The organism is Pseudoalteromonas luteoviolacea DSM 6061, from assembly GCF_001625655.1.
Classification (GTDB): domain Bacteria; phylum Pseudomonadota; class Gammaproteobacteria; order Enterobacterales; family Alteromonadaceae; genus Pseudoalteromonas; species Pseudoalteromonas luteoviolacea.
On record NZ_AUYB01000121.1, the window covers coordinates 14,317 to 39,820 of the forward strand.

The window sequence follows — 25,504 nt, forward strand, 5'->3', positions numbered from 1 at the left end:
GTTTTTGACGTTTATGCGGCGAACATTGAGTTTGCGCGTAAACAATTTTTCAAAAAATTTTCTTCAAAACTTTGTAAAAGATAAATATTTGTTAATAATTTTGTAATCTAGTGTATTTACTCTTTCTAAAATTTTTTTGTAAGGGGATAACAATGAAACTACTTGGTTACATGATGTTGGTCACTGGCTTTTCCAGCAATGTAAACGCTTTGCCTGCCTGTCCAGATTTAGCGTGGTTAGAAGCAAAAATGTCAGCAACAGCGATGCCTGATACGGGTTATAGAAATCGCTTTAATAAGCTGATCACTTGGTTGCCTGAGTTCCATATGGTACATGACCAAATTGTAGCTGAAGGCGCTTCATTTCAAGTAACGGCTAAATTTGATTATGGTGCGGTGGCACATAAAGATTTGGAGCATGAGACTGTCAGGTTCTATATTCGTGGCCAACAAGATGGTGATTGGCGGTTTTTAACCAACGCAGTGACCAATAGTGACGGTAAGGCAACACTGTCACTACCAGGCTTAAGCGCGGGACAGTATCGAATTTATGCAGGCGTTCCAGCTGATGGTACTGGTGCTGAAGGCTTTGTGACTGTGGTTCAACCAAACACACCTGCGGTACTTTTTGATATTGATGGTACGCTTACGGAGTCCGATGCTGAACAAATTGGCGATTATACTGGTATAGATCGGGCGGACCAAAAAGAAGGTGCTTACTCATTAGTGCGACGTTATTTAGACTTGGGCTATCAACCTGTTTATTTGACCGCTAGGGTCTACTGGTACGCTAAAGGTACACGAGACTGGCTAAATTGGATGGGGTTACCACAAGGTTTTTTACGCACATCTTTAAGTAATGAAACGAGCCTTTTTCGCACCGCAGAGTACAAAATAAGTGAAATCAATTATTTGAAGTCTCAAGGGTTAAACATTGTCAGAGCATATGGCAATGCAAAAACCGATGCAGAAGCGTTCATTCGAGCTGGACTTGGTGCGCAAAATAGCTTCACTATTGGTAGCGATGCAGGTCATTACGGCACGACTGCAATTGACAATAACCACTATTATCAGCATATCCAAACTCAGGTCGATACATTCCCTGCAGCAGCGTGTGAGTGATACTCCTGCTTGAGAGCTATTTTCCGCTAAGGTTTATTAAGTGGAACATAATGAACAATGGCTTATTCAGTTAAAATTGATTGGGTCATTGTTTGCTGTCGACACCTTCCTTTTAGTTAAAATAAACCGCAATATCGGTTACAGTGTCATTTCGTAACACTTTAGGATTTTTGCGTATGAGCAAGGAACATTATCAGATAAGAACAATGCACAGAGATGAAGTCGAACTCGCTGTGAGTTGGGCTGCCAAAGAGGGCTGGAATCCAGGTACTAATGATGCGCAAAGCTATTACCTTGCAGATCCCAAGGGATTTTTAGTTGGCTTGGTAAATGAAGAGCCTGTTGCAGTGATCTCGGCCATTAGGTATGACGCAGAGTTTGGTTTCATTGGGTTTTACATTGTAAAGCCAGAGTACCGTGGTAAAGGCTACGGTTATGCATTGTGGCAAGCCGCGATGGCCTACCTAGATGGATGTAATGTGGGTTTAGATGGGGTTGTTGATCAGCAGGATAACTATCGAAAATCTGGATTTGAACTGGCATATCGTAATATCCGCTATGAAGGCCTCTTCAAAGCATCTCAACAAGAAGATCTCGCTTCTCCATCCTCTCAAATTTTAACTGAGTTTGAAGCAGAGCACATTCAAACCTATGAAACTCCCTTTTTTCCAGCTAATAGAGGTGGGTTTAATTTACAATGGCGCACCCAGTCAAATGCCCATGCGCTGTCATTGAAGACGGCTGAAGGCATAAAGGGGTATGGCGTAATCAGAGCATGCGAGCATGGCTATAAAATTGGTCCCCTTTATGCTGATGATCTAGCAAGTGCAAAAGCACTTATACATGCTTTGGTGGCTCATATCGCAGATAACGATGTAGCACAGACTGTTTATTTAGATGTTCCTGAACGTAATCAAGATGCTGTATCTTTGGCAGAATCACTGGGGATGAACGTCGTATTTGAAACCGCAAGAATGTATACAAAAGCGCAGCCCAATCTACCGCTAGAGCGCACATTTGGTGTTGCGTCATTTGAAATCGGCTAAAACAAGCTAGGTCTGCAACTTTAACGCATGTAGCTGCTGGCCTTTGCTGAAAACCTTCTGTTCAACATCTCAACGTTATCAAGCACTTTAAGGAATATTTGAATGCACTCTAACGCTATATTCATACTATATCGCGAGCACGAAATAGATCTCAATCAGCCCTACTATCAATCTCCTTCATTGCTGAGCGATGGGTTTATCCACGCGTGCACCGCCAGCCAAGTGCATGCTGTGTTTGAACGCTTTTATGCGATGGAAAAGCGTGTATGCCTAGCTGTCATCGACACTCGGTTAGTCGAGGCTCAGATAAAATATGAGACACCGAGTGAGTCGATAACCACAGGAGATAGTCTGTTTCCACATATTTATGGACAACTAAATACCAACGCAATTGTTGATACTTTAGAATATCAGCACTTTTCTCATAAGGATTTGGCGGACCGATTGCTTGACGTTTTGGCGCACTATAGATTCGAAAGGCTTCCAGTTGAAGGTACTCTGTACAAAAGTACTTGGCGTTCAAACGCAGAATTAGCAAATGAAAAGCCTATCGGGACCGCAATGATAGGCATGTACTGCGACCAGCTTAAAAGTGTATCTTGTTTTCATCGTTTGAGTCATGATGAAATCTGGCATTTCTACTCTGGTGACCCCTTTCAACTATATCTACTGTATCCTGACGGAAAGACTGAAACGGTGGTAATGGGAACCGACTTTGCACAAGGGCAGAGGATACAGTGTCGTATCCCAGCAGGCGTGTGGCAAGCTGGTGAAGTATCAGCTGGCGGAGAGTATGCAATATTCGGATGTACAATGGCCCCGGGCTTTACTGGGGACTGCTTTGAAGCAGCAGACCATCATGCACTCAAAAATAGATACCCAAGTGTTTCTGATGTAATAGAGCGACTTGCAGTCAACGAGGGGGATACCGCTATGCCCGATGGGTTTGCTAATTAAACGCATATTGTTAATTCAAATACTTCAGGGGTAAAGTCATAAGAAATATCAGTGCCTATTTTGGCTATTTTTGTATTGCCCTCTATATTGAAATGATACTTGATTTATTGGGCAGTTGGCTTTGCACAAAATAGTCTTATTCGTGATTTTGGTGTTGTTCTCCTCTATGGCGCTTGCGTCAAAGTCCATTGAAGAGCAAATGGACTTGCTAAAAGAAGCACAGGATTATTTATCAGTAAAGCCTTCTCAAACTTTGCAGATACTTGAGTCTATGACAGCCAAAGAGTCGCTTCCGACAGCGTTGAAGATTCGTTGGCATATTATTCGAGTAAGAGCATCTGTCACAACCAATCAGTTAGATATAGTTGAGCAGTCCTTAGATCGACTGTTTACCTATGATAGTCACCCTTATTTTAATGAACGGCTAACGACGATTTTAAGTGCGTTGGGCATCTGGTTAAGACGCAAAGGGCATTTGCGAGAAGCTGACATTAGTCTGGTTTGTGCGCTTAAATATACCGATGATGAGCGAAAACGTATGTTGCTGATCAATAGCAGAGCGCTGGTGGCCAGACACATGGGCAAGCATACAAAAGCAAGGGAACTATACAAACAAGCTGAAACAATCGCTAAGGCCCTAAATGCGCGTTCAACCATGGCTACTATCAACAACAACCTAGGTGCAATAGCACTCGATCTAGGTGACTACACACTTGCAGAAGCACAGTTTAGGTTGGCACTTGCTGGCTATCAAGAAGTGGCAAAACGCTCTGGTCATATTACTGCGGGTTTGAATCTACTCTTGGTTTTCGTGATCAATGGAGAGGTAACCAATTATCAAAGGTTGTATGGTCCTGTTGCTGCGTTGACCGAGGCTTTTCCCAACCAGTCAAAAAAAGCGCTACTAGCTTGGACATTTGCGGCCTACGAAGCAAAGCAGGGTAAAGCTTTGTCCAGCAGTGATAAAGCGCAACTCAAATTAACCTATGAACAACTTGAAAGTGGCAAAGTGAAAAGCTTGGTAGACATTCATTTGGCTCCAATCGTGGGTATTGAGCCACCAAAATCTATCCAACAACAAACCACTGAGGTGTTTCAAAGAGCATGGTTTGGTAAAGTATCGCAATGTAATTGGCAATAATGACAACAGCCAACTCACATCATTAAAATTGCGTATCTAGTTATTGTAGGTAAAGATTTATGTCAGAAATAGTGATATGTGCGCATCAGTCAAGTTGGGCTAAAGAGTTTGAGCAGATACAAAAACAGCTGAAGTATGTGTTGGGTACACATGCATTACAGATTGACCACATTGGCTCAACTGCGGTTGCGGACCTAGCAGCCAAGGATATTATTGATATACAAGTGAGTGTAAAGGACCTTGACAATTTAGAGGTCATTGAACGCTTGGTTGACGCTGATTACATCTACAGAGACGATGTAAAGTGGGACAATCTAGTAGGGTATGAGGCTGAAGACGAGCATCTACGTAAACACTATTTTAGGGAGCCCACTGGCAGTCGCGTGACACATATTCATATTCGCGAGGTTGGCCGAGTGAATCAAATATACCCTTTGTTATTTAGAGATTTACTACGTGAAAACAAACATATAAGAATGGCGTATGGCAAGATAAAAACAGAATTAGCGCATCGTTTTAAAGATGATGTGGAAGCTTACTATGCAATAAAAGATCCCTATATGGATACGTTGTTTCATGCTGCAACTTTGCTACAAAAAGCGCAACGCTAGAAAAGACTCATATAAATACATTCATGCTTGACTAAGCTCGTCCGTTACGTCAAAAATAGAGAGAAGCGCTCAAAATTAGGAACAAAAATGGACATTGAAACTGATTGGCCGCAAATTAAACAGCTATTTAAACAAGCTTTTCGCTCTTCATTTCATTATTCAATTGCGAGTATTTCTGAACAGGGGGAGCCTCATTTAACTCCAATTGGCTCGGTAATATTGGGTAATGTAGGGCAAGGATACTATTTTGAAAAATTTACTCAACAGCTTCCGCGCAATCTAAAAGAACATGAGAGAATTTGTGTTCTAGCAGTCAATTCAAGTCCTTGGTATTGGATAAAATCGTTATGTCGAGGTGAGTTTGGTACTTATCCAGCCATTCGACTCTACGGCACTGCGGGAGTACTTAGAAAAGCCACTGAAACCGAAAAAGCACGTTGGCATAAAAGAGTCCGACGTCTGCGCTTCACTCGGGGTTACAAATTGTTGTGGCAAAATATGGAAATGATTCGAGAGTTGCATTTTGATAGGGTTGAACCCATTCGGGTTGGGCGTATGACTCAAACTCTTTCTCGTAGTTAGTACTGTTTACAAGTGGGCGAAAAGGCCCACTTAATTTAATTATTAAGCATTCCACAGTAATAGTGAAAGCCCAGCCAACCATAATAACTTAGCCCAATATGAGAGGCGTTGATATCGACCTACATGCTTTTGCAGCTTTACTGCTTGAGCCATTTTTACCAAGTAGTAGACAGCCACAATGACACTAACTAATGAAAAAGCTCGAAATGCGGCTGGTAATGAACTAAACGCGACTAAAATGGGTGCGATTAAAAGCGATAGCAGCATGATGAAACCGGCCCAAGAATGGATTTGGCAAGAGAGTGAAGGGGAGCGAGTGTAGGGGTCTTTATCCATTGGAAACATCCCTGCGACCCATGTTCCTATACCGTGAAGTATGACGAGCCACCCTGTTGTTGCCAGCAAGACGCTGCTATCTGAGTGCTGAAATATTGCCCAACCAAACAAGCAAAACAGGGCTCCTAGCGGATAGTTATTGATCATAGGGGAGAGTTTTTGCGTCGGGCTACCTACTGCACCGAGTTCACTACAAAACTGCTCATTATGATTGTAATTGGGGTAGAATTTTGCGGCTACAATTACCCCAACGGTGATCCAGATAAAGGCGATTAACCCACTTAAAATGCTAATACTTTCAAACAATTCCCTGCTCCTTTGACGACTTGGTGATGGTTTTACAACCATCCTAATCTTACCGTAAATCGCTGGAACTTTGAACTTGTCGGTTGTTGGTCGAAGCTATGAATTGTGTCTTCTCATGGCTAAAGAGTCAGCTTGCTAAGTGATTGATACATTTCTTCGAATGTTTCTTTTTGCTCTGGGAATTTTTCCATACCTTGTTTAAATGTCGCTAAAGCATTTTCTAGATCTTCTAAATTAATATAGCTCATTCCCTTGTAATACAGTGCGGTTGTGCCTTTTGGGTAAACTTCTAACGAACGATCGAAGTACTTTATGGCTTTTTCGAACTCTCCCATATCCATATATGCAAAGCCTATTTTATCGATGGCTTCATAATATAGCGGAAAGACGCTGATGGCTTGTTCATACGCGGCGATTGCCTGCTGATATTGAGCTGCCTGACTTAAAGCATACCCCTTTGTATAGAGGGTATTCGCTCTGAATATAAGATCATCAACTTTTTGATTGGTGACTTCAGCATATTTTTTAAAATCGTTGTTTTTGAGATATTTGATATATGATTTTAGCTCTGATTTTTGAGGTGTTGTATTGCCAATATAGAACCATTTAGAAGAGAACAAAGTCTGTGAAACGGGCGTATGGTAAGTTAAAATCGGCTGGGTACGCAGGGCATGTAGTGTCGGTTTAGACTCGCTCAGTTGATAAATTAAGACATGTACAGTGGTTTGAGTTTGTGCCTCAGTTTGAATATCGAGTATTTTTATCGTTTGCCAAGCCTCCCCATCCTGAAATGAAAAGATATCTCCAATATGAAGACGGTGTACTTGCGGGGAATATGCAGCACTGGCTTGCGTTTTAAATGTAGTGACAGTTAAAACAGAAAATAATAAGAAAAAGGTGATTAAGAGAAAACGCATCTTGTAAGAAGTTCTACTTTTGTATTACTTTGGTGTAAGTGAATACTGACTAATTTGTCATTTATAAAGGCTGCGGATTCTCTCAAATACACACCGGCTTGTCATTAAAATTATTTCATTTAGCGGAATAATTCGTGAGTAATGAGAATATTCATATTCGTACTCAAAAAATGTAATCAAATATAATTAAATAAGATGATTGAGCAAAGCTACTCTCTACAGATAGCAACCCATTTAAAGGTCAAAGCTTACTGGTTTGATTTAACTGGCTCTACAAGTTTGGAGGTGTCGATTTCAACCACAAAGAGCATTGAGACTAAAAATGCACAGGTAATTGAACGAAATGCGTACGCCAATATCTCATAGCTATCATATATCAATGTGAGCTTGGTTAGGGAACCAAAAAACTCTCCTTTAAAACCTAAATCAACAGCATTTCTGAGTACATTTTCTAAAAACATAAGTCCCATCAAAATACTTGATAAAAATAGAGATAAAGCAATCAGTCCCTCGGCATAGGTTGGAGCCACACCTCGGTATCGATGAAAAAGCAGCTTGAGCAAGCGTATTCGCATAAGGAGCAGTAAGCAGGTAATTGCAAATAAAATCAGCTGTACGCCGTAGACAATAGAGCCCAGCCAGATCATAGGTAACGTTTCTGATTCGAGAGGGATAAGATAGCTAAAAGCAAAAAACTCCACCAATGACATTGCCAAAACCAGCGCTGTTATTGATACGACATTGATATTATCTTTTTTGAAGAACAACACACAGCAACAAGAGGTGATAGTGGCAAATGACATAAACATCCAGTCATAGGTGTACATAAAAATTAGGGTGAGCACCAAACAAGTCGCGCAAGCAATACGTAGTATGCTCATAACAAATTAACTCTACTAACCCTTGGAGTCAGGGAGGGGAGGTTGACGAGGTTTAGACGTTGGTCGTTTAGTTTTGTAGCCTGCTGACACTTGCTGGCAGATGTTTTTTGACAGCACAGTCATCTTTAATGAGCGATCCATAAGTTACTCCTTGTACTTGCATTAGTTGTTGACTTCTTGGGTTTGAAATACCCAAAACTCTGTACACGTACTATTTTTGGTGCTTGAGTTTATTTACCTTGCGATATCGGTGTAGGTTATTTTCAATCACAATGGTGCGCAATGTTTGCAACTGCTCTTCTATTGCGCTGAGGTCAAAGCGACATGCTAGAGACCATTTTAAATAGTCTTTGTATTTAATATCACTGACGCCATTTTCATAATTGATTATTGTTGCCTCACTGGTACCCAGTACTTTTGCCATTTCCTTCTGAGTCTTGTTTGCAGCAAGTCGCATCACTTTCAAATCACTTAAGTTTTGCTCATCATGTTGCCTAACAATTTTATTCAATGTCTTTCCCTAAAAGTCAAAATGTTTACTAATCTAAAGATTTTTTGATGTTTAAGCATTTATTATAAAAATATTAACGCATGTAAATACTATATATGGAGGGAGATTAAATGACAAGGATTGAACATGATATAAAGCTGACAATTAAGTTTAAGCTAAACATCGAGCAGCGCTTGCAAAATCAAGTAGAATCACACTTTGTATCTATGCCAGCTTCTGTTGGCTACCCAGTCTTAAAGTATCAAACTCTTTATAATAAGCGCCCTCCGGTATGGGTTATTTATGCGCAAATTGGAGAGTATGAAATTCGCCGGATTAATGAGTTATCTCAGCAGGTACATCCCACACTTTGTGCTTGGGCGATGAATAAGATCCATGAGCACGGCGTTGTATTGGTATGCATTGCGCTTAAGGGAATAGGAAACAAATGTAATAGTGGTTTTTTGATGAGTTGGAATGAACTGCTTTATGGCATTGAGGTTAATGAAGCCCAAAGCCGTGTCCAGTCTGATTTTGGTGTTGCTGATCAATTGATAGATGCGCTTAATGGCGTTGACTCTTCGATTAAAGCTCTGGTTAAGTCTGCCGCCTTGGACCCGTTGTCTTAATTTGTTCAAAATTCGTCATCAATCTAGTACTTTCAATTGCACGTCCCATAAATCTCCATTACAATTGGATAAAACTTGGATATTTTTTGGAGATGGTATGGCGGATGCAAAGAAAACAGAGGTGAGATTTTCGGTTGATGCGGATTATTTAGCAGCACTACAAAGTCGTTTAGGGTTAAAAAAATCCAGTGACTTAACGAAAGTAGCCTTAACTTTGTTGGATTGGGCTTCGGATGAAGTAATACATGATAGAACAATTTTGTCTGCCAACAAGCAAGGCAAAGATATACACAGACTTGTCATGCCTGAGCTCAATAACATCTCCAAACCAAATATTTAAAAAATACCATTTCACAATAACAATAGGAAAAAGAGTAGAACACCATGTCGTTGCGTGCACAGGACAGCACACCTACAGAAGCAATGCAAAGCGCAGCCAGTGAGCCTTGGCAAGATATAGACTTGGCATCAGCACTTGATGCAACACCACAAGAAGCACCAGTTTCAGAGCCTTTAACAGGTAAGGAAAAAGCTGGCGTAAATCTGACTTGGGGCATTATTTGCATTTTAATCGGCTTTTTGTTGGTCATATTGGGAATTTTCATCTGGGGTGAATACCAATTCTTTATGTCGATGCAGGAAGTTAAATTGGCGAGTTTTGATGCAGACAAGACGGTCAACCTGTTTTCTGAGATTGCTCAGCAACGCAGTGAGTTTAGAGCATTTTGGTTTGATACCTTGCAGCTAATATTGCTCAATGTGCTGTTTCCAACTTTGACAGCTTTACTGGGGTACGTATTTGGTACCAGTAGAAATGTAAGTTAAAGCTAAGTTGATCTGGTCATATCTGACATTTAGCACTTAGTTCTTGTCAGTCATATAATGGGGAGGGTTACACATCTTCTCCATCAAAACGGTAATTTTTAATCCCATTCAAAAATTGTCACCAATATAAGCCATTATTCTGATTGTATAATTGCGTTTTTGTCAGCTTTTTAATTTATTCCACAATTAATCTTAATTTGACATAAATTCGTCTTGAAGCAGTTGAAATTATATGATGTTATAATGTATCAATTATATTGTATTAAATATAAAATCGATCAGTGTCTGACTCCAAAGTTGCAGTGTGATGAATAATATACACGTAAATATTTACCAATAAAGCACAGGAAGGGGTGTCATTCATATGGGTAATTATTGTACACTTTGTGTAAATGAAAATTATTATCATTGGCATGAGTGTTGTGATATAGTATCGCATGTAGTGGTTCTAGGTAATATAAATAATCTCGCGGGCCTTTTTTAAAGGTGAGGAGGTGTTAATTACAGAAATGTCAGGGTGATACGGCGAAGGATAGATAAGGTTTAAAAATGACTTTTTGCAGTGACATTGAAATAAACACAGCGGATAAACAGCAGCAAATCGACAGCTCGGTTGGGCATAACTTTGTACAGTTGATGCCAGGTCTTTCTGTTAGCTTATCTACAGCGCGAGAAATGGGTGCAGCCGATACCAAGCATGTATTTCCTGGTGATGATCAGTACATTCATTTAAACAGTGTCCTGTCAGGGAAATTTGAAGCCACAGTCGGTAATAAGCTTTTGCAATGTGGGTGCGGCGATTTCAATATTGGTTTTTCTGGTGGTGAGAATTTTTGCGCATATCACAGTAATGATTTTAGTAACTTAGAAATTATGATCAAACCAGAAGTACTAACTGAGCTTGCAGGTGAGGAACTAAGCGGCATTGACCTTGGCAAGAGCATGTCATTCTTTGTGAAGCAAAGCGGTCCTAGCCGCAAGGTTAGCGCATGCGCAAGCCGCATTTATAAATTAATTAAAGAGCAAGAAGCCAAACCACTTTTATTACACTCTGCGACTCTGGATTACTTATATTGGCATCTAACGGCCCTAAAATCAGTTGATTCCGGCAACCAAATTCCGCTGAGAGAAAAAAAGCAACTTATCGCAGCAAGAGATTTTTTGCTGTCTGATCTCAGCAACCCACCGACAATATCAGATGTAGCTAAAGCGGTGGGGTTAAATCAGTGTAAGCTGAAAAAAGGGTTCAAGGCGCTATTTAACAATACAGTTTATGGTTGTTTTCAAGAAGAACGAATGCACAAAGCAATGAATTTATTAAAAGACAATAATGTCACTGAAACAGCCATTTCTCTCGGTTATAGCAATGTGAGCCATTTTAGTGTGGCATTTAGAAAGCAGTTTGGTGTGTTGCCAAAAGAGGCTCGGTTAAATTTGGCGCCCACCATCGTTGGCAATTAAATTCATCCTCCTCACATCTAAGCCATGCCAGCGGGGTTGACCCGCAACGCATGACTCATTATTACGACTTTGTATTTAGCTGACAGCCTGAAGCTTGGGGGCTTTATTCAGAGTAATCTCTGCTGCGCCGTCATTCTTGATATTCCAAGTGATGTCCAAATTACTTTGACTGGCTAAAAAGGTTAGCGCCTCTTGTTCCATCTCTCTCACCATATTGACAAGTTCTGGACAATCAAGTTCTTTAAACATTGCCGCATAGGCACAATTAGAGATAGATATTAAAGTTGACTGTGGTCCATCTTGTGACTCTTTAAGCGTGAATAAACCAAGTTTGGCGTAGTTTCTTAACCAAGTTAGCCAATATTCTAAAATCGCATCTTCTTTTTGGTCGAACATATTAAAGGATTCCGGATTTGGCCATAACCAGCGCATTTCCATTTTTCCGGTTTCCAAAAACATCTCACGATATAACTGATAGGCTTTGTCCTTACCTAGCACTTTCCTCGCATTACCATAGCCAGAGGTAAACATACTCATGTCTTTAGTAATAGACTGCCAAATTTCGCTATTTTCGTCCTGATGTTTGTCCCGCCAGTGCTGTAAACGCTTGCCATCTTTGCTCCAGGCCAATAGTGTAGAAATGACAAATTTGGTGAAGCTGAAAGTGCTGGTAGCTTCTTTTAGTGCGCGCCAAATCTCTGACTTATAAAGATATTCCTGCTGTCTTTTAGCCATTTTGGGGTGTTGTTTGGTGACTGTATACCAGTTTAAGCCCAAATTTCTAAGACTATTGATGTCTGAAGAAACACTATCCACCCAACCAAACTCTTGATCTGCTTGGTGAATGCTTTGTGTGTTTGCAGGCTTTGCCGTCACACCATAGAGTGCGAGTGTCTGCAACAGTTGTTGACGGATTGCATAAGGCAGGTGTTCTACAGCTTTGACACCATAGTTGTCAGAAAAGCACTTGTTTAGCCAACACTCTACCGCAACACACGCCATTTTGGCTGTTAACTCGTAGGAAGAAATGACCCCATGCAATATCAACCCAGATTGTGGGTTATTATCTGGGTATACCCATAAACAGGTATCGGGATCAGAGTCTTTTTTGGTTTTGAGCTTTTGTCCATTGTTGAAGAACATATTGGAGAAAAATGCATTCTTGCGTTCACCCAGACGGTATTTACTCATAAACTTCGCAAATCCAAGCGTTAAGTGTTGAATATGATAGCGACTATCTAGATGCTTTATATCTATATCTTCAGCAACATATTCCTTGCCAAGCCCCGCGACTTCTGGTGTTGCGAATGGGATCAAATCGGCTGGCTTTTTCAGGGCAGGGAAAGCAAACTGGTGTTGCTCGTCTTGCCAAGGTGTATCAATCTGTTGCCGAGTGCCTTCTCGCCAGCACGATAATTGATTGGTAAAGCTAGCCAAAATTGCTTGCGGGCTGGTCTCACCGCCACCGTACGCCGCTCCCATATATAAACGGCACTGGTAATGGCCTATTGCAGAAGCCTTTTTATGAGCAAGCTCGGTGAGCAACAATGTTGAAATACCTGGGGAGAAACCCATGCCAGTCAACAACAAGCGTTGTTTTGACTGAGCCTCAGTATTAAGGTTAAGCACTTGATCTGCTGCATGTAGACTGTCATTGATGTCAATGGCATCAAGATCGGCATTCAAGCATAATTGATGTGCTTTCAAGGCAAATTTGTCCATAGGGCCTAAGGCAATCACGGCGAGATCAAATTGCTTAAGCGTTTCAATACTTTTGTCTTGGTCATTTATATCAAAAGGTACATAGTCAATGTGCTCAGGCAGCACTCCTGCTTTTGGTGCCCGCCGAGCTGCACAGCTTATTTTTAAATCACAGTGACGAGCACTGAGTAAACTGATAATGCGTCTACCAGACTCCCCGGTACCTCCTAAGACGATGATTTTTTTACTCATGCGGCCTCCTGCTCGGCAGTTTTTTCTGATTTAGAGAGAGAAAGACCAGCCACTACACCGGCCTGTTCAAGATCTTTAATAAAGCCACTGGCATCAACAGCTTCATGCAGCATCATTGGGCCTATTTTGGTAATTTGATTGTTTAAGAATTGCTTAGCGGCGATACCAATAATAAAACCTGTTGCCTGATAGGTGTCTTCTAAAATGATTTGACCACGTTGTATGCTGCCGTCTTCACATTCAATTTGAGCATCAACGCCATACACAGGATCGAGCTTGCGCATATCTTTAGCCGAGGCCTTACATAACCATCGCGCCGCACGAGCGATACTTTTATGGTTTTTATACATCTTGAAAATCTTTGCAACCATGCAGACAAACATAGCGCGTGGGCCTAAGTTGGCACCATAAACTTTTGCTGTTTTAATGCCATGTTCATTGGCTAGTTGGACAATTTCTTCGGCATAAATCAACATGGTTGATACCGTACCTATAGGGGCTGGGAAGTTTGCTTTGGTGCCAGCTTTAGAAAACTTTTCAGATACAATTTGTTGGTTTTTTAAGTAGCAAAAACCGCGTTCGTGGCCAAAGTCTCCCAATCCGTGAATGATGTCCCATGCTGAGTTATAACTCCAAGCATCTCGGCCAACATATTGTACCTCCAAAGACTTAACGGCTTTTCCATTACTACATTGCTGTATAAGGTGTGCTGGGAATACTCCAGATAAGCCCGGTAGTAATCCGACATTGATGATAAGAGGTACGTTGCTTTTGCGATGTTTTTCATGCTCATGGAGAGACGAATAAACGGGGTCGTAGCCACCTGCGTCAATAATTGGAACGTTTAACTCTTTACAGGCCAAAACTATCTGATCACCGATAATGCCAGAAGGACCAACACATGCGACCACTAGATCAACTCCTATGAGGCGGGCTTTTAGGTCATTGGTATCTTGGGCGTCCAATTGAATAGTGCTTATTCTGTCTTGGTATTGCAAAATTGTACTGGGCAATGAGGCTTTTCTGCGTGAGGCGAATATGAGCGCTGCTTCGGTATGCTGGAGCAAGTACTCTGCTGCTTTTAAGCCTACTTGACCTGTACCACCGAGCAATAACACGGATTGAGCTTGCATGGTAACTCCCTTATTAAGCGTATCAACGCATTGATATTGTTTATATAAAGTAAAAGTGGCGCTAGGTTTGTGTGCGCCACTTTTCACTCCTTACTGGTTTAGAAATTGGTGCCTACAGTGAGGCCAATGGTTCTTGGATTTCCAGCTTCTGCCGTTACACCAAATCCAAAGTTAAATTCAACTTTTGAATAATATTCATCGAGTGCGTTTTTCACCCATAGATGCGCATACCAATTTTCGGTTTCAAGGCCTACTTTGGCATTTAATAGGTGGAAAGCGGATTGTTTCATTTGGTTGCCTGCATCAAAGTAGTGCTCACCCATATAAATATTTTCGAGCTGTGTAAATAGGGTGTAGTCACTGTTGAGCTCTGTGCGATTGCTAACTGATAAGTTTGCGCTGAACTTTGGCGTGTTTGGCAGGCGATTGTCGGAGTAATCTTCTACTACACCAGTTGCGAAATTTAAGCTTTTATATTCGCTATAAGTGGCATCTACATAGCTACTCGAAAAACCAACTGTCCAATCTGGGTGTGGCTGATAGCGCGATTCAAATTCAACCCCGCGACTTGCACTTTTACCCGCATTGTCAGTAATGACTGTGGTATTTTCCAGCATTTGCTGTACTTGTTGATCGTCCAAAGATATATAGAAAGCCGTCACCGAGAAGCTCAGTTGGTTATCCAGCGCTAATGCCTTGTAGGCGATTTCGTAGTTGTTACTGTATTCAGGCTCAAAGCTTGGTTTACTTAGGTTTGGATACAGAGTGTCAAAGCCGCCAGCGCGATAGCCTTTACTCCACGACGCATAAATTAAGTCATCATTACCTGTTTGATATGACAGTGCCAGTTTCGGCAGTACCTCACTGAACTCTTTCTCACCATCATATTGCGCTGTTACGCCTGTGGACTGGGAGTTAATGGTGATATCAGCTTCCCGTTGCTCTTTGTGATAACGCAGTCCCGCAATCACTGTAATATCATCGGTGATTGCATAGTCGACCTGTCCAAAAGCCGCCCAAGCTTGGTCGTCTTTAATGGTGATTGAGCGGTCAACCATAGGGCCGCTCCCCGGGTACATCGCTGCAAAGTTTAAATCATTTCTGGTGGTATTATGAGTATTAGCTTGATAGGCATAGATACCAACTAGCCAATGATAGTCCTCGGTATTTTTAGAGCTCCAACGCATTTCATGGGAAAGTTGGTCAAACTTTTCAGTGGAGTTACTGTGGAATTGGTAACCTGCGTCATGGCCAGTGTCTTGGTCGGCGGTGTTAAAGTTATCCCAGTCACGCCAGCTTGTAATCGAAATAAAATCTACATTATCTCCAGCATAATCAAGCGTGATTGAGGCACCTAAAGCATCACGGTCATCGACTCCTTCAAAGTCATGTTCTACCTGATCTGGGTTTGCTTTGATTTTTTCGATTAAACCCATGGCGTATGAATCGCCACGGAAACGCTCATAGTCCACTACGAAATTGGCTTCAAGGGTGTCCGACGCGATCCACCTCAGCTTGGTTCTCGCACTGATATCATCCCGTGCACCAAAGTCTTTATTGAGATAAGTGTTTTCAATATGACCATCGGAGTTGTGAGCTGATAGTGACACGCCAAGAAATAAGTCGTCATCGTTAATTGGCGTATTAACTCCCAACCGAACTCTTTTTGAGCCGAGATTATCTGCTGAGAATGTCCCTTTAAACTCCTGAACTTCATCAGGCTGTTTGGTGATGATATTAATGACACCAGCAAGAGAGTTACCTCCATACAATGTACCTTGAGGACCTCGCAATACTTCAACTCGTTCGATATCCACAAGGTCTAAATCGAAAATACTGTTACTGCTATAATTGACGCCATCGACGTAAAAACCAATGGTTGGCTCGGTAAATAACCCGGGGCCGATACCACGAATGAACACGTTGCTATCTCTTCGACCACCCCAACTATAAACATGTAGACTCGGAATTTCGTGTCCCAATTCGGTGATGGAATATACCTCCGAATCTGCCAGTTCTTGTCCAAAAATAGCGGTTACGCTGGACGCCACTTCCATGATATTGGCTGTACGTTTTTCTGAGGTGACCTCAATACGCTCTAAATCAATTTGTTCAGTTTGCTCATCAGCATAAACTGAACAAGCCGTAGTGCTTAGACTAAGTGCCAATACTGCACGCGAAACGTGACTGCTGAGTTTTGAAAGGGTATGACCAGATTTGGCAGCAGGTGTCAGCTGGTAACGAGACATATTAAGTGAGCTCCTAATAACAACGAGTAGTAGAGTAGTTGGGCACTGATTTTTTGCTGTGTCAGAAACGTGTTATTGCACTTGTTTCTTTTGGCTTATAGCCATGTGGCGGGCCCTGTTTTTATTGCCCGTTATTGTGTGAGTAAGGGTCTTTCGTCACTACCCGAAAGCGGTCATTACCCCCTCTAAGCGGGTTTTTTTAGGAGGGTTTTTCCAAGCACAAAATGATTAGGACGCACACATAGCACGTCTTAATCATTTGTAATGGGGGTTTACAGTTGTCTTACATTGTCGCTGTATGCAATATCAACAAACGCGCCGTTCTCGTTAAGAAAGAGCTTGCTAGGAGGCTGAGGTAAGTACATTCTCAATTTCGCTTGGCCTTGATTGAAATAGACTTCTTGAGCATGGCTTTCAAAGTCTCCTGTTTGTTCAAAGTACATCGTTACCGAGGCAGCCCCAGTATAGGGCACTCTTAAAGCCTCGCCATGTTGTTGCTCAATGCTGACAGCCTTTAGATCTGCAACAAGACTGTAGTGATTATCATTGAGTTGCTCTATCTGTAGGTTATGGATTGTAAAGTCATGCAACACCACCTGTTGATAGAGCGCATACAGCTGTTTTTTATGCTTAGGGTGGCTCACAGCTTGTGATAGGTTGCGATACAAGTGCAGAGCTGAGACAAATTGCATTCCCTTTTGTGCATGATAACTAAGCACCACATCCTCAATTACTTGGTTAAACTTATCTTCACCAATCAGCTGCGATGCAGCATAAACAGCAAGTTGAGATTTGCTGTTGGCATAGGGTTGATGAGTTAGAGTGAGTGCACTTTTCTCTTCTGCAGACTCTTTAGTTCGCGCAAGCAAATAATCATCGGTTATGGTGGCAAGTAATTGCTGCCTTGCCTCGCCGCTGAGCCCTGATTTAGTTAGTGCAAACCAAGTAGGGATCCCTTGTGATAGCAAAGGGTATCCTGTGGTGTTGGCTATCGCGATGTTTTGCCACCAAACTTGTGCAACGGCGCGATGCACGGTGTACGCAAGCCAATCAATACTAGGCAACTGGCGATAGTTGTGTTGCCAAGCTGCCATTTCAGGGATAAGCACTAGATTTGCACTGACTGATTGCTCCCCCATGCCCTGTGGCAATGCGGCAATTTTTAGGCTGTTGTAAGGGTATGTCCCAAACACTGACTCGCCATGCTCAAGAGCGTGTTTTGCGCGCTTAAGCATCGTTTCTATGATGATTTCGTCTGCGTTAAAGTAAAACAGTTCGATGGGTATTTTTTGCCCTGTGTTAGGGCTTGTCCAAACGGATTGACGAGTTTGATAAGCAGCACTCACAATGGCAGGTTTCCAATGACTGGGTGTGGTTATCTCGTACTCATAAGTTTGACGCTTATCTAAGGATTGTTGACCAACTAGCTCCCCAGGAGCGACGACGACTTGATCGCTGGGCGCTTCGATTTTCAGTGTATAAGTTATTAAGTCAGCATCATTATGTTGATATACATCAGATGTATCAGATTGACTAAAAAAGTCTGGCGCTAACGGAGCGAGTTTAAATTTATCTCGCAGCGCGTTATCTTTGATAATCTTATCTTTTTCAAATCCTAATGTGGGCCAAAAATCGGCATCTATGTAGCTGGCGTGATTTGTTATTTTGCCAAGGTAGTTGGTTGCGCGATTGCTGTAGCCTTGATACCGAACTGAAGCTTCAATACTGAGCTGGCGACGGTGTCCAAAAGCGAGAGGAGAATTCAAATCCCACAACGAGACGTGATGTGTGTGGTCAGTCGTGACTGAAGAAAGGGTACTTCCAAAAGTACTAACTTGTTCAATCTCAGTAAAATCATTGGTATTGATGAACAGTTGTTCGATAGCTTGTTTATAGGGGTTAGTGAGTGTCAAATTAGCAATGTATTGTACAGCGCGCTTGTCTGGGTAAAGCGATATCGCAATCTCCGCATGGCTAATCTTAGGCTTTGGTTGGGTATTAAATTGACGGTATCGGCTTTCATAATCAACTTGCGCAATATAGCCGTCGGATTGAGTTTCAAATTGGCCATCGATAATCATATCTTGATGAACAGATTTTGCTTGAAAGATAAAGACAGTGCCTGCCAATAGCATTATGGCAAGTGAGCACGGCGCGACTTTTTGCGGAAGTGACATCAGTCTTTCTTTGAAAGGTGCAATCATACCCCGAGGCCAAAGCCAGCTGACCAATACCAACAGTACGCTGTAAAAGCTGAGCCAATAGAGCATCAGGTTGAGATCTCTGAGTATAAACTGCTCTGTAGATGCAAGTTCAGAGAGCTGCGCAATAGATGGCCATGCCCACAAATACATAAAGTTTTCTACTGCGTTGGTTTCATTGAATATGGCAGGGGAAATGCACAACATCACTGCGAGTACTTGGGCTGCAACTTTTGACTGCAATAGGCCATAACTGATGATAGCAATGAAGACATAAGCGAGCATTAATGGCAGTAATACAATAAAGCTCAGATGAAGCAAACTCTGCCAGTCAGGGTCGATATAGCCTTGTATTAATTGTGCCCCCACTAATCCCGATACTGGTACCAACATCAGGACAATCGCCACAATGACTGCGCTGATGATATGACTCAACGGGGCGTGCCAATCTGGTGCGGGACAAACAGCGACCAGTTGAGCTGTATTGAGCTGGTGGTCTTTGTGACATTGATCAACAACGAAAAAAGCAGCAGCCAGCATAGTAAAAATTAAACTCGGGTAAATTAATACTGGTAGAAGCGTATAGGTCTTTGGCAAGATGGCTGAGCTGCCCTCAATCCCAGGTAAGCGATAGCTCAAGCCAGCAATAATTAACATCAAAGTTAAGGTGAACATTGAAAAGAAAAATGCTTTGTTTGTAATGATTTGTCGAGCTTGCAAATATCCTGCGTGAGCGCTGAATTTGACCCAATAGGTGACTGCATTTTTGGTCATCAATGTAAGTGGCGATGTGTTAATTTGCCTTGATCTATGTGTTGGCTGTTGCGCTTTAGCTGCAGGTTTTGCCGAGGATGTTTGGCTGTTGCTAGTTCTGAATTTTGCCAGATCAAAGCGCCACCAAGCAATTGCAAGTAGTGTAAGTGCTAGCGCTAAATAAAGCAGACGGTTGTAAAGTAAAGCGCCGTCTAAACTCAAGAACTGAACCATTCTCTGCTCGGCTGTCCAGTAAAATATTTGTCCTTCTACCGTCACTTTACCAAGTGGGTCCATAATTTGCAGCCAGGGTGCTTGTGGTGCTCCATCACCAAATAAAGCAGTGATCATGACAAATGATCCGACTGCCATCATCATTGCTGCATAGGCTGGTGTAGCGCGGCCTGTTAGTGCCGTGAGTGCAAAAGGTATTGCGGTGTAAACGACACAAGCTGGCAGCACCCAAAGTAACATTGCGTGTAAAATATGCGGCCACGAGGTAGCAATAAAGTCGCTATTAGGGTAGAGCCCAAAGAGGTTGGATACCACCGGTAAAGTGACCATTGCGATTGCAACTGAGCTCATTACCAGCAGCACGATGACCAAGCATGCCAAGTACTTACCTAAAAAGTAATGCTTGCTGTTGATATCAAAGCTATATAAATAATCTGCGGTTTTAGAGTTTAGATCTCTCAAAAGCGTAGGGATCACGAGTGCGCTGCCCACGGTTGCAGCCCAAAACGTATAGTACATAAATAGGTAGTAGATAGCGTAAGGCGAATTGCGCGCAACTCTGCCACTTTGCATCAGTGCGTCCCACTCACCGCCTAGCATCTCTCTATAGCCCATAATAATCATGGCTATCAAGCAACCCCATGTGGCTAATGAGCGCAATCGATATTTAAGCTCAAATAAAAAACTAGTTACAAACATACGCGCTCCTTAAACTGCGAGCTCAGGGACATAGCTGAAGTAAAAGTCTTCAAGGTCCGCAGCGCTTTGAGTAAAGTTTGTAGCAGGGGCAGTGTCGCTTTGAATGGTGGCTTGAATTTCGCCTTTAACAATGCGTGTTGAAATCACTTTGTGAGCTAACCTAAGTTGCCTCAATTCATCACGAGATACTGATTTGTGCCAAATTTGTCGCTCAATAGAAGCGACCAGCTCATCAGGTTTGCCACGTGCAAGTATTGCTCCTCGGTTGAGGATCCCCATGTCGCCACACAAGTTAGTTACATCGCCGACAATATGTGTTGAGAGGATCACGATGGCGCTGTCAGTGAGTTGGTGCAAAATACTGTAGAAGCGATTACGTTCGGCTGGATCTAGCCCCGCGGTTGGCTCATCAACAATGATGACCTTAGGGTTGGTCAATAAAACTTGAGCAATGCCAAAGCGCTGACGCATTCCACCTGAATAGGTGTCCACTGCTTTATGACAGTGCTCTGTGAGGTTTACTAGATCTAATAACTCATCGATTCTATTTTTACGCTCTTTGGCATTTCGAATGCCTTTTAAGCGGGCAAAATAATCCAACATATCAGTAGCTGATGCATTGGCGTAAACGCCAAAATCTTGCGGCAAATAACCCAACTGACGTCGAAACTCCGTTGGGTTGGCAAAGATGTTTTGTCCGTCAAAGCGTATTTCGCCGCTGTCGGGCGTTTGCAATGTAGCAATGGTGCGCATAATACTGCTTTTGCCCGCTCCATTGGGACCGAGTAAACCAAACATACCCTTTCCTATCGTTAAATTAACCGCTTTAAGTGCCTGTACACCGTTTGCATATGTTTTTGATACATCGTGAATTTCTAATTCCATCTCACTAGCTTCTGTTGTTGATTTTAGATTGCCGCGCTGCGCAGTGGCAGCGCTGAGTTTGAGGTTAATTGGTTTTGAGTTTCAAGCGGCAAACACAATGGTTTAATGACCTTACCGTAGCGTTGTGGCACGACAGAAACATCTATATTGAACAGTTGTTTAATGATTTGCTCAGTGACGACTTGCTGTGGTGTGCCGTCTGCTACTATTGAGCCATTTTTAAGAGCGATGATACGGTCACTGAATTGGCTTGCTTGGTTAATATCATGCAGCACCATCACAATGGTTTTGTGCTCATGGACTTGCAACTGCTTAAGTAAATCTAAAAGTTGAAACTGATGACCTAAGTCGAGGTAAGTGGTTGGCTCATCCAAGAGGAGGATCTCCGACTGTTGTGCTAAAGCCATTGCCAACCAAGCCCTTTGTCGCTCTCCTCCTGATAAATGTTGCAGTGGTTTGTGTTGCAACTCTTCCAATTGTGTCTTTTTCAATGCCCATGCAATTGCATGTTGATCATGCTGCGATAAGGTATTGAACAGACCTAAGTAGGGAAATCGACCATGTCCAACTAGCTGCCTGACCAGCATGCCACCTGGGGCTTGCGGATTTTGTCCTAGTAATGCCAGCTTTTTTGCAAGTTCTTTGGGTCGCCATTTATGTAATGGCTTTCGAGCCAATGAAATAGTGCCCTCACTAGGCTGAATAAGCCCACCAAGCAGTTTGAGTAGGGTGGACTTGCCACTGCCATTTGGTCCGACAATCGCGGTGATCTGATGGCGTGCAATTGAAACCGATAGGTCTTGGAGCACGGGTTTGTGTTGATAATGTAAGGCGATTTGATCTGCGTTTAACATGACGAATCCTAACTTTGGCGGCGGATCAACAGGAGCAAAATGGGGATACCCATCAAGGTGGTTAGCGTGCCCGTTGGGATCTCCAGAGGAGAAATGAGAGTGCGGCTTGCAATGTCAGCCGCCAAAGTTAATGTGGCTCCTGCTAACATGCACACAACCATAAGATGAGGCAGACTAATTCCCAAACCGAGCCGATTTAGTAGTACTTTGGCAAAATGAGGCACGATTAAACCTACAAACCCCAGTGGGCCCGTGACAGCCGTTGCGCTTGCGGCTAACGCCACTGCGATAAACAAACTCGTTAAACGCCAGCGTTTTACATTCAGCCCCAAAGTGTGTGCAGCGTCGCTGTCCAATTGCAATATCGACAGGTGCTTTAATAGTAAGAAGCAGCCAAACACACCGATAAATGTCCATGGCAGGAGTAAAAGCAATTGGCTAAAATCTCTGCCATACAGGCTTCCGGCCAACCAAATCAAACTGGTTTCTGTGCGATTGCCTCCCCATGCCAAAATGGCCCACATCACTAGCGCATTCAATACGGCACCAATTGCTACCCCATTGAGCGCGAGTTGATTGGGTTGTAGTTGCTGTCGCCAACTCAGTTTCAAAACTAGCGCGGTGGCCAAAGTACCGCCAAGTAAAGCGATAGCTGGTAACCAAACAAAGTTAAAGCGCGAGTCGCTGAGGTTGAAGACTTGAAGTTGCACGTAATCAAATACCAACAAGCAAAGCACAATAGCCAAGCTTGCCCCTCCATTAACCCCTAAAATACTGGGATCTGCTAATGGATTGCGGATCACAGCCTGTAAAATTAAGCCGGCCAGAGCAAAGTGGACTCCGACCACGATTGCCAACAGAGAGCGAGGTAGCCGCAGTTGCCATAGAATATTTGACTCACTATTTTGAGGAGTTGATGAGAGCAGAGCCTGCCAAACTGCCTGTATCGATAATGGGACTGAGCCTAAGCAAAGAGCAGCGAAAAATAAACCGACTAATAATACAAACAATGAGATTAATAGACCGTAAAAAGGCCAAGCTTTTGCTGTTATATCTGAGCGAGTTGCAATCACTTGGTTCATAAGGCACCTTGCTTATACTGTTTTTGGATCAGCCACACTAAACTTGGCCCACCAAATAACACGCATAAGATCCCGACAGGGATCTCCTGATAATTTGCCAGTAAGTCAGAGATGCTGACGAGCAAGGCTCCGCACAGTGCGCTGCCACATAAGACAAAGCGGTATTCATAAGCCAAGTGCTTGGGCAACAGTGTGCGGCAGATATGGGGAGCAACCAGCCCGACAAATGCGATAGGGCCAGTTACAGATACCGTGGCAGATGTGAGTATGACAGTCAGCGCGAGCGCTTGAATACGCCAACGTTTTACCTGCCCTCCGATGCTTTTGATAACCTCTGTATCTAGCTGTAAGATAGTGAGCGGACGCGCTAAAAAGGCGCATAAAATAAGGCTAAGCAAAGCGATTGGGGCCAGTAGCGAAACATGCTGCCATGTGCGGTTTGCGACGCTGCCGAGTAACCAATAAAACAGGCCCCGTGTATCGGTGCTCACTGAGATGAGCAGCAAAGTTGTTGCTGCCGCGCAAAACAGAGAGATGCACAAACCAGACAGAATCAGGTTTACAGGGTCTAGCTTTTGTTTCCAAGATAACCATAGCGTGATTGACATCGCCACAGAACCTCCAACAATGCCCGCGACAAAATGATAGTGGCTGCTCAGATTGGTAAAGACGAGGACCAATACAATAGCCAATGCTGCTCCTGATGAGACACCAACCAAGCTGGGTGATGCCAGCTCATTTTGTGTCACCGCTTGTGTTATGGCACCCGCCACACCAAGTGCTGCTCCGGCAATCATGGCTAACAGCAGGCGGGGCATTCGTAGCTCCCAAATGACAAAGCTTGCCAGTGACTCTGACGGCGATATTAGTGCAGACCAAATTTCTAATAGCGAGAGTTGATAGTCACCTATAGATACAGATAGCAGTGCGCTAAGGACAAGAAAACATGTGCCAATTAGGGCCAAGCCAAAGGGCGATGCAGCTAAGCGAGGTATCATCGAACTTACCATAGCGTGACAGAATGACAGTTATAAATGACTAAATTGCATTTGGGTTGCTCGTGCCTCTTTAACTAAAGAATTGGGACGGGCAAATTTATCTGGATGAAATAGGTGTGCTAGCTCCTTTAATATTAGGTTTCTTGCTATTGGGCCATGTGGCATGACGTAATGGTCTGCGACGCGAAAGGCGCGACCATTTTTAACTGCTTTGAGCTGCTGCCATACTGGGTGAGACTTAAAAGGCCCAGGCTCGCCTTTGAAGGAAATGATCACATCAGGGTTGAGCTCCAATAATGACTCCATCGAAATCGGTGCCGAGTCAAACTTCTTTAAATTGGGCTGTGGAGAGGCGCCGACACTGTTTTTGGCGTTCAGAGCTGTCATCATTTCTACAGTAAAATGATGATCAAAAAATGCATAGGGTACATCTGACCAATGCCACAAAAATACCACTGACTGCGCTTTGAGCGGCTTTGACGCATAGTGCTTAAGTTGCGCGTTAAACGCATGGTTTAGCTCAGTGCCTTCTGTTGATTTACCCAAAGCTTTGGCTGTAGAGATTATTGCTCGATCCGAGTCGGATTTAGTGACTAAGTCAAAGGCTAAAAAGGGACCAATTTCCTCAAATTTGGTCTCAAATGGTTCGGTATAGGTGCGCAATCCTATGGTGAGGTCGGGTTTTAGTGCTGTTAGTACCTCTAAATTGGTTTCGTGAATCTCGCCAAGATCTACCATGTGTTTGGTTTGGTCGCCAAGGTACGGTGACAGTTGATGATTCAATGTTGAGATCCCCGCAGCTTGCATACCAAGCGCATTGAGCAAGTCTGCGCCAAATACCGAGACCGCTGCGACTTTATTGGGCGCTGAATTGATGGTGACCAACTTGTTACGGTCGTCTTTTACTGTAACGGGGAACTTGGCATTAGCGCTATGAGACAACAATGTGATTAAACATACACAAAACAGCGAGATAAAGCGGCGCATTAGCGTTTCCTTGCGAAATAATGAAGTAACTAAATTGACCCATTGTGCAGAGGTTAAAAGTTCAGCACTACCCATATCGGGTTTCTTATCCCCAAAAGAGATAATTTTTATTGGGGGGGGATGGAGAAAAGAGCTGCGACCGCAGCTCCAATTCTAAGCACATGTTAATCTGA

Annotated in this window: 23 protein-coding genes; 10 read left to right on the forward strand and 13 right to left on the reverse strand. The window is 42.9% G+C overall.

Annotated elements, in window-relative coordinates; all coding sequences use genetic code 11:
• Nucleotides 1–152 precede the first annotated feature (152 nt).
• The 6 genes from N475_RS17280 to N475_RS17305 all read left to right on the forward strand — a co-directional run bounded on the left by N475_RS17280 (nt 153) and on the right by N475_RS17305 (nt 5,458).
• On the forward strand, nt 153–1,121 hold the full coding sequence (locus N475_RS17280; protein WP_227008512.1) for an LNS2 domain-containing protein: 969 nt from the start codon (nt 153–155) through the stop codon (nt 1,119–1,121).
• Nucleotides 1,122–1,297: 176 nt separating this feature from the next.
• Nucleotides 1,298–2,167, forward strand: coding sequence for a GNAT family N-acetyltransferase (locus N475_RS17285; RefSeq protein WP_063357395.1), 870 nt, complete (start codon nt 1,298–1,300; stop codon nt 2,165–2,167).
• A gap of 102 nt (nt 2,168–2,269) precedes the next feature.
• On the forward strand, nt 2,270–3,124 hold the full coding sequence (locus N475_RS25225; protein WP_081215945.1) for a cupin domain-containing protein: 855 nt from the start codon (nt 2,270–2,272) through the stop codon (nt 3,122–3,124).
• A 121-nt stretch (nt 3,125–3,245) separates the two neighbouring features.
• Nucleotides 3,246–4,265, forward strand: a complete 1,020-nt coding sequence (locus tag N475_RS17295; protein ID WP_155730905.1) for a tetratricopeptide repeat protein — start codon at nt 3,246–3,248, stop codon at nt 4,263–4,265.
• 59 nt (nt 4,266–4,324) lie between these two features.
• The gene (locus N475_RS17300; protein WP_063357397.1) at nt 4,325–4,876 is read left to right on the forward strand and encodes a GrpB family protein; all 552 of its coding nucleotides are present in this window, start codon (nt 4,325–4,327) and stop codon (nt 4,874–4,876) included.
• An 87-nt stretch (nt 4,877–4,963) separates the two neighbouring features.
• Nucleotides 4,964–5,458 carry a pyridoxamine 5'-phosphate oxidase family protein gene (locus N475_RS17305; protein WP_063365670.1) on the forward strand — a complete coding sequence of 165 codons (495 nt, stop codon included), beginning with the start codon at nt 4,964–4,966 and terminating at the stop codon, nt 5,456–5,458.
• Between the two features lie 42 nt (nt 5,459–5,500).
• Here the strand turns inward: N475_RS17305 and N475_RS17310 are convergent, their stop codons facing one another.
• The 4 genes from N475_RS17310 to N475_RS17325 form a co-directional block, all read right to left on the reverse strand.
• Nucleotides 5,501–6,100 (reverse strand): DUF998 domain-containing protein, encoded by a 600-nt coding sequence (locus N475_RS17310; protein ID WP_063357399.1) that lies wholly within the window; start codon nt 6,098–6,100, stop codon nt 5,501–5,503.
• Between the two features lie 119 nt (nt 6,101–6,219).
• Entirely contained in the window at nt 6,220–7,017 is a 798-nt protein-coding gene (locus N475_RS17315) for a tetratricopeptide repeat protein (RefSeq protein WP_063365671.1), read from the reverse strand.
• Nucleotides 7,018–7,265: 248 nt separating this feature from the next.
• Nucleotides 7,266–7,898, reverse strand: a complete 633-nt coding sequence (locus N475_RS17320; protein ID WP_142046696.1) for a hypothetical protein — start codon at nt 7,896–7,898, stop codon at nt 7,266–7,268.
• A gap of 211 nt (nt 7,899–8,109) precedes the next feature.
• Nucleotides 8,110–8,409: a helix-turn-helix domain-containing protein gene (locus tag N475_RS17325; protein WP_081215946.1), complete on the reverse strand. Its 300-nt coding sequence runs from the start codon at nt 8,407–8,409 to the stop codon at nt 8,110–8,112.
• A 110-nt stretch (nt 8,410–8,519) separates the two neighbouring features.
• On the opposite strand from N475_RS17325, the gene N475_RS17330 reads away from it, so the two are divergent.
• The 4 genes from N475_RS17330 to N475_RS17345 all read left to right on the forward strand — a co-directional run bounded on the left by N475_RS17330 (nt 8,520) and on the right by N475_RS17345 (nt 11,303).
• On the forward strand, nt 8,520–9,017 hold the full coding sequence (locus N475_RS17330) for a hypothetical protein (RefSeq protein WP_063365672.1): 498 nt from the start codon (nt 8,520–8,522) through the stop codon (nt 9,015–9,017).
• Between the two features lie 97 nt (nt 9,018–9,114).
• On the forward strand, nt 9,115–9,357 hold the full coding sequence (locus N475_RS17335; protein WP_063357403.1) for a hypothetical protein: 243 nt from the start codon (nt 9,115–9,117) through the stop codon (nt 9,355–9,357).
• 44 nt (nt 9,358–9,401) lie between these two features.
• The gene (locus N475_RS17340) at nt 9,402–9,842 is read left to right on the forward strand and encodes a hypothetical protein (protein ID WP_063357404.1); all 441 of its coding nucleotides are present in this window, start codon (nt 9,402–9,404) and stop codon (nt 9,840–9,842) included.
• 549 nt (nt 9,843–10,391) lie between these two features.
• A complete protein-coding gene (locus N475_RS17345) occupies nt 10,392–11,303 on the forward strand; it encodes a helix-turn-helix transcriptional regulator (RefSeq protein ID WP_063365673.1) in 912 nt (303 codons plus the stop codon).
• Nucleotides 11,304–11,378: 75 nt separating this feature from the next.
• On the opposite strand, the gene N475_RS17350 is transcribed toward N475_RS17345, so the two are convergent.
• The 9 genes from N475_RS17350 to N475_RS17390 form a co-directional block, all read right to left on the reverse strand.
• Complete coding sequence (locus N475_RS17350) at nt 11,379–13,256, reverse strand: hypothetical protein (protein ID WP_063365674.1); 1,878 nt, start codon at nt 13,254–13,256, stop codon at nt 11,379–11,381.
• Complete coding sequence (locus N475_RS17355) at nt 13,253–14,389, reverse strand: saccharopine dehydrogenase NADP-binding domain-containing protein (protein WP_063365675.1); 1,137 nt, start codon at nt 14,387–14,389, stop codon at nt 13,253–13,255. The genes N475_RS17350 and N475_RS17355 overlap by 4 nt, the downstream gene beginning before the upstream one ends.
• A 98-nt stretch (nt 14,390–14,487) precedes the next feature.
• A complete protein-coding gene (locus N475_RS17360) occupies nt 14,488–16,638 on the reverse strand; it encodes a TonB-dependent receptor (protein WP_063357408.1) in 2,151 nt (716 codons plus the stop codon).
• Nucleotides 16,639–16,910: 272 nt separating this feature from the next.
• Nucleotides 16,911–20,525: a gluzincin family metallopeptidase gene (locus tag N475_RS17365; RefSeq protein WP_063365676.1), complete on the reverse strand. Its 3,615-nt coding sequence runs from the start codon at nt 20,523–20,525 to the stop codon at nt 16,911–16,913.
• A gap of 9 nt (nt 20,526–20,534) precedes the next feature.
• Nucleotides 20,535–21,410, reverse strand: coding sequence for an ABC transporter ATP-binding protein (locus N475_RS17370; RefSeq protein ID WP_063365677.1), 876 nt, complete (start codon nt 21,408–21,410; stop codon nt 20,535–20,537).
• A gap of 23 nt (nt 21,411–21,433) precedes the next feature.
• Nucleotides 21,434–22,264 carry an ABC transporter ATP-binding protein gene (locus tag N475_RS17375; RefSeq protein ID WP_063365678.1) on the reverse strand — a complete coding sequence of 277 codons (831 nt, stop codon included), beginning with the start codon at nt 22,262–22,264 and terminating at the stop codon, nt 21,434–21,436.
• Between the two features lie 8 nt (nt 22,265–22,272).
• Nucleotides 22,273–23,346, reverse strand: a complete 1,074-nt coding sequence (locus N475_RS17380; RefSeq protein WP_081232455.1) for a FecCD family ABC transporter permease — start codon at nt 23,344–23,346, stop codon at nt 22,273–22,275.
• The gene (locus N475_RS17385; RefSeq protein WP_162269607.1) at nt 23,343–24,344 is read right to left on the reverse strand and encodes a FecCD family ABC transporter permease; all 1,002 of its coding nucleotides are present in this window, start codon (nt 24,342–24,344) and stop codon (nt 23,343–23,345) included. The genes N475_RS17380 and N475_RS17385 overlap by 4 nt, the downstream gene beginning before the upstream one ends.
• A 30-nt stretch (nt 24,345–24,374) precedes the next feature.
• On the reverse strand, nt 24,375–25,331 hold the full coding sequence (locus N475_RS17390; RefSeq protein ID WP_063365690.1) for an ABC transporter substrate-binding protein: 957 nt from the start codon (nt 25,329–25,331) through the stop codon (nt 24,375–24,377).
• Between the last annotated feature and the right edge of the window lie 173 nt (nt 25,332–25,504).

Bases quoted from the DNA above. Each gene is read 5' to 3' on its own strand.
- N475_RS17390 (WP_063365690.1), bottom strand. From the start codon at position 25,331: ATGCGCCGCTTTATCTCGCTGTTTTGTGTATGTTTAATCACATTGTTG.
- N475_RS17355 (WP_063365675.1), bottom strand. From the start codon at position 14,389: ATGCAAGCTCAATCCGTGTTATTGCTCGGTGGTACAGGTCAAGTAGGC.
- N475_RS17315 (WP_063365671.1), bottom strand. From the start codon at position 7,017: ATGCGTTTTCTCTTAATCACCTTTTTCTTATTATTTTCTGTTTTAACT.
- N475_RS17365 (WP_063365676.1), bottom strand. From the start codon at position 20,525: ATGTTTGTAACTAGTTTTTTATTTGAGCTTAAATATCGATTGCGCTCA.
- N475_RS17305 (WP_063365670.1), top strand. From the start codon at position 4,964: ATGGACATTGAAACTGATTGGCCGCAAATTAAACAGCTATTTAAACAA.
- N475_RS17370 (WP_063365677.1), bottom strand. From the start codon at position 21,410: ATGGAATTAGAAATTCACGATGTATCAAAAACATATGCAAACGGTGTA.
- N475_RS17380 (WP_081232455.1), bottom strand. From the start codon at position 23,346: ATGAACCAAGTGATTGCAACTCGCTCAGATATAACAGCAAAAGCTTGG.
- N475_RS17280 (WP_227008512.1), top strand. From the start codon at position 153: ATGAAACTACTTGGTTACATGATGTTGGTCACTGGCTTTTCCAGCAAT.
- N475_RS17360 (WP_063357408.1), bottom strand. From the start codon at position 16,638: ATGTCTCGTTACCAGCTGACACCTGCTGCCAAATCTGGTCATACCCTT.
- N475_RS17345 (WP_063365673.1), top strand. From the start codon at position 10,392: ATGACTTTTTGCAGTGACATTGAAATAAACACAGCGGATAAACAGCAG.
- N475_RS17375 (WP_063365678.1), bottom strand. From the start codon at position 22,264: ATGTTAAACGCAGATCAAATCGCCTTACATTATCAACACAAACCCGTG.
- N475_RS17350 (WP_063365674.1), bottom strand. From the start codon at position 13,256: ATGAGTAAAAAAATCATCGTCTTAGGAGGTACCGGGGAGTCTGGTAGA.
- N475_RS17385 (WP_162269607.1), bottom strand. From the start codon at position 24,344: ATGATACCTCGCTTAGCTGCATCGCCCTTTGGCTTGGCCCTAATTGGC.
- N475_RS17340 (WP_063357404.1), top strand. From the start codon at position 9,402: ATGTCGTTGCGTGCACAGGACAGCACACCTACAGAAGCAATGCAAAGC.
- N475_RS17300 (WP_063357397.1), top strand. From the start codon at position 4,325: ATGTCAGAAATAGTGATATGTGCGCATCAGTCAAGTTGGGCTAAAGAG.
- N475_RS17320 (WP_142046696.1), bottom strand. From the start codon at position 7,898: ATGAGCATACTACGTATTGCTTGCGCGACTTGTTTGGTGCTCACCCTA.
- N475_RS25225 (WP_081215945.1), top strand. From the start codon at position 2,270: ATGCACTCTAACGCTATATTCATACTATATCGCGAGCACGAAATAGAT.
- N475_RS17330 (WP_063365672.1), top strand. From the start codon at position 8,520: ATGACAAGGATTGAACATGATATAAAGCTGACAATTAAGTTTAAGCTA.
- N475_RS17285 (WP_063357395.1), top strand. From the start codon at position 1,298: ATGAGCAAGGAACATTATCAGATAAGAACAATGCACAGAGATGAAGTC.
- N475_RS17335 (WP_063357403.1), top strand. From the start codon at position 9,115: ATGGCGGATGCAAAGAAAACAGAGGTGAGATTTTCGGTTGATGCGGAT.